Annotated in this window: 7 protein-coding genes; all 7 read right to left on the bottom strand. The window is 72.8% G+C overall.

Going from position 1 to position 3,562, the window contains the following annotated elements; translation table 11 throughout:
- Nucleotides 1-129: 129 nt before the first annotated feature.
- Nucleotides 130-402: a hypothetical protein gene (locus ACPYOM_RS21285; protein ID WP_481347483.1), complete on the bottom strand. Its 273-nt coding sequence runs from the start codon at nt 400-402 to the stop codon at nt 130-132.
- A gap of 551 nt (nt 403-953) precedes the next feature.
- Nucleotides 954-1,187 (bottom strand): hypothetical protein, encoded by a 234-nt coding sequence (locus ACPYOM_RS21280; protein ID WP_481347482.1) that lies wholly within the window; start codon nt 1,185-1,187, stop codon nt 954-956.
- On the bottom strand, nt 1,184-1,786 hold the full coding sequence (locus ACPYOM_RS21275) for a hypothetical protein (protein WP_481347481.1): 603 nt from the start codon (nt 1,784-1,786) through the stop codon (nt 1,184-1,186). The genes ACPYOM_RS21280 and ACPYOM_RS21275 overlap by 4 nt, the downstream gene beginning before the upstream one ends.
- Nucleotides 1,779-1,976: a hypothetical protein gene (locus ACPYOM_RS21270; RefSeq protein ID WP_481347480.1), complete on the bottom strand. Its 198-nt coding sequence runs from the start codon at nt 1,974-1,976 to the stop codon at nt 1,779-1,781. Before ACPYOM_RS21270 ends, ACPYOM_RS21275 begins: the two co-directional genes overlap by 8 nt.
- A 121-nt stretch (nt 1,977-2,097) precedes the next feature.
- Complete coding sequence (locus ACPYOM_RS21265) at nt 2,098-2,403, bottom strand: hypothetical protein (protein WP_481347479.1); 306 nt, start codon at nt 2,401-2,403, stop codon at nt 2,098-2,100.
- Nucleotides 2,403-2,831 carry a terminase gene (locus tag ACPYOM_RS21260; RefSeq protein WP_481347478.1) on the bottom strand — a complete coding sequence of 143 codons (429 nt, stop codon included), beginning with the start codon at nt 2,829-2,831 and terminating at the stop codon, nt 2,403-2,405. Before ACPYOM_RS21260 ends, ACPYOM_RS21265 begins: the two co-directional genes overlap by 1 nt.
- A 326-nt stretch (nt 2,832-3,157) precedes the next feature.
- Entirely contained in the window at nt 3,158-3,475 is a 318-nt protein-coding gene (locus tag ACPYOM_RS21255; protein ID WP_481347477.1) for a hypothetical protein, read from the bottom strand.
- Nucleotides 3,476-3,562: the final 87 nt, after the last annotated feature.

The raw sequence follows: 3,562 nt of genomic DNA, 5'->3' as shown, positions 1-3,562 counted from the left end.
GGCCCCCTGGATTGCCCAGGGGGCCGTTCGAGCGCGTCCTCGGGGGTATGGGCGCGGTGCGACCCGAGGGACCTGCGACCGTCGGAACCGTGGGAGGGGAGCCCTGCCGACGGGGAGGTCCCTCGGGTCCTATGTCGTCGGGCGGGAGGGCCGCGTCAGCGGGTGCGCGGTGCCCGACGACGAGCGGGGTCGGTTGACGACGGTGACGGAGCGGTAGTCGGCGGAGACGACGAGGCGGCGCGCGTCGCCGTCGGCGAGGTCGAGAGCAACGGCCCACACCTCGGGCGGGACCGCGACGCACGTCACCGGACCGGAGTGGCGGTGACGGCGCCTGCGCGCCTGCCAGAACGGCGACGGCGGCTCCGTGACGACGACGACGGCGGTCGTGCGAACCTGCGGCATGACGTTTCCCCTTGTGCCCCTGAATCGCCTTGAGCCACGGTGGGTTTCACCGACTCAGATGGTCCCCTTGAGACAGCAACGATGCGCGCCGTCGCGGGGCCGTGTCTAGGGCCCGGACGCCCCGTCCCTGGGCTCGCCAGAACGCGCCCAGACGAGCCCGGGGACGGGGGCGCGACAACCACACGCACCCGTGGGCCCTGGTGCGCCAGAGGGGCCTCCGTGGCGCACCAGGGACGCGATAGGGACCGCGGGCCGGGCAGCACGACGCCCGACCCGCGGTCGAATCGGGTCGGGCGTCGGCGTCAAGGGTGGAGGGACCTGCCCGCGCGGCAGAGGACGACGCGAGACAGGTCCCCCCGGTGAGGTCGGGAGCGGCGAGAGCCATGAAGCGGGCGGGCGACGAGAGGAGTTGTCTGCCCAACTCCCGCGCGCTCAACCGACCTCGTCGGGCCTGGGCGACCTCGCCGTCCGACCCGCGCCGGCCCCCCGTGACGACTACCGAACGGGGCAAGGGGGGCGGCGCAGCGACGAGCTCGCCCAGACCCGAGGATCTAGCCGGTGCTCATGCCGGTCGTGGAGCCGGGGCCACCCTGCGCCAGGAAGACGGCTGCGGCTGCCTGCTGCGCCGCGTTGGTCGCCTGCGCCTGAGCGACGGCGACGGCGAAGGCAGCGACCTGCTCGGCGTGGACAGCCTCGGGCGGTCTCCCGCCCGTCCTCGGGTCGCGGTCGTCAACGGCGCTCGTGGGGCCGACGGCCTCGGGCTGCGGCTGCATGAAGGCGCTCATCCGAGCACCCCCCTCAAGGCCAGCGCCTCCGTCAGGCGACCGATCTTGCGTTCGACGGGACGAACTGCCTCGCGGGCCCGACGCCGGTCGTCCTGGAGCTCACGGCCACGGGCGAGCTCGGCCTCGATCTTCGCCCGCTGGGCCACCGCGGCGTCGCTGATCGTGTCCGGCGCGGACGTGTCGGCGGTGTGCATCGCGGACCAGTCCCGGTCGGTCAGGTGCGCGCCCTCGCGGGCCCGGCGGTACGCCTCGCGCTTGTCCTCGAGGTCCATCCGGTCGCTCGCCTCGATCAGCATCTCGCGGCGGGTCCGACCGTAGGCGCCGGACCAGGCCTCGCGGGGGTCGACGTGCTCGCCGCGGAGGGCTGCGGCCTCGAAGGCGGCGCGCAGCGCGTTCTGCTCGAAGCGGGCGACGCGCTCGGCGCGCTCCTGTTCGTCGATGCGGGCGCGGAACGCGTCGGCCGCCATCGCCTGCCGGTACGTCATGAGGGCCTGCGGGCTCATCCGTGCAGTGACGGGGTTGGCCCGGTTGGGGTCGTCGGTCCACCCGTAGCGCTTGACGACAGGCTCGGACTCGTAGGGGGTGGCGTTCTCAGCCATGGTCGGGGTTCCTCTCGGTTGGTGTGTGACTCGCCACCCTGGCGGTCACGCGGGCGAGCGCCGCGACCTGCTTCGGCCCCATCTCGTCGGTGCGCCCGTCGAGCTCGGCGAGCAGCCGGTCGATGCGGGACGCGCCCCAGCGCGCCTGGGCGACCCGGCGCGCCGTCTCGGAGTCCATCGCATTGCCCATGCGTCCGACGATACGCCGCCGGTGACGCGATGCCGAGGTGAAATCCAGTGTGCCAGTTGAGTTTTCGTGTCATTGCGTCGCACGGCGTCTCTCTCGCAGCGCATCACGCATCACGCGTGTCTCAGGCGAGGTCGTCGGGGTCGTAGTCGTCGGGCACCCGGTAGTCGCCGATGAAGCGCACGCCGTCGACGATCCGCTCCTCGATCGACAGCGACGGCCGTGGCTCGCGTGCGTACCGGGCTCGCCGAGCTCGCGCCGTCGCCTGCAGGACCTGCGGGCTCGTCACGCCGAACCGGTGGAAGAACTCACGCCGCGCCTCGACCGCTGCGGTGCCCTCGAGGTGGCCGAAGCGAGCATCGGCCTGATCGAGCAGCATCTCCATCTCGGCGTCGGTCAGGCGCCAGCCCATCGGCTCGCGGGGTCGCATCACGCGCTCCCTCGGGGCCGGTACACGCCGCGCAGCCCGCGTCGCTGGGTCCGCGTGCCCGCTGGGTGCCGCGCCGCGCCCTCGTCGCCGATCGGTACCCGCAGCGCCACGACGAGCCGCCCGAGCAGCACCCGCTGGAGCCGCAGCTCCACCAGCGCTGGGTGCGTCTTGCCCTCGACGAGATCGCCCTCGCGCTCGACGAGCGCCTGGAGCCGGTCGCAGGTATCCGCGACCCGGCACGCCTCCCGCAGCAGCGCGGCCTCGTGCTCCTCGAGGTGGTACTCGGTCACGACGGAGCGCCACAGCCGACGCCCCTCGGGTCCCAGGCCTCGCGGTGCCCGCGGCGGCGGCGCGTCCTTAGCGGGCTGCCGGAGGCGAGCGGCCAGCTCGGCGTCGCTGACGATCGACGTCACGTTGTCGTCATGCATGGTCAGTCCTTCCCGATGTATGGATGTGCGGCATGGTCATGCACCCCGGGCGAGGGCCGGTGCGCCACAACGGATCTCCGCCGCGGCCCTCGAGACCGGCTGCGCCAGAACGGCCCCAGGACGCCCCGTAGGGGTCGGGTCGCCCACTCATACGCGCCTGCGTCCCTGGGACGCCCAGAGGGGCCCTGGTGGGCCACCAGCGACGTGCCTGGGCGATTCAGAGCCTGACCCGTTGCGCCCTTCGACGCGCAGGTCGAGGGACTCCTACGCGTGCGGAAATGCCCGTCCCCCCGGGGGAGCGGCTCGGCCTCATGCATATTCATGCGTCACTCGCTCTCGCGCTCGTCGTCGAGGGCGTCCCAGTCCGGCAGCGTGTCGGGGTCGACGGTCCAGAACGTGTCGCCGGCAGGGCCGACGACGATGACGACGCCGAGCTTCACGCCTGCGTCGACGATCTTGCGCAGTGGTCGCTTGGACACGTGGACGTGCTCGACGAGGTCGGTCGACCTGACCCGCCCGCCGCAGGCGCGGAGGTAGTCGGCCAGCCAGGTCAGGGTCTTGCGCTCGAGGGACCGGGGGGTGATCTCCTGTTCGTGCCACGCGGTGCCGGTGATCTTGCGCCGGGGCAGCGTCGTCGTCGTCATAGGTGGTCCTCCTGGTCGTCCTCGTCTCGGATGATCCGGCCGGTGCCGGGTTGATAGTCAGGCTCGGCGTGCGGGTCGACCCAGTAC

It is taken from the genome of Monashia sp. HAY1-2A (assembly GCF_056755315.1).
This window is presented reverse-complemented; position numbering and strand designations above follow the sequence as displayed.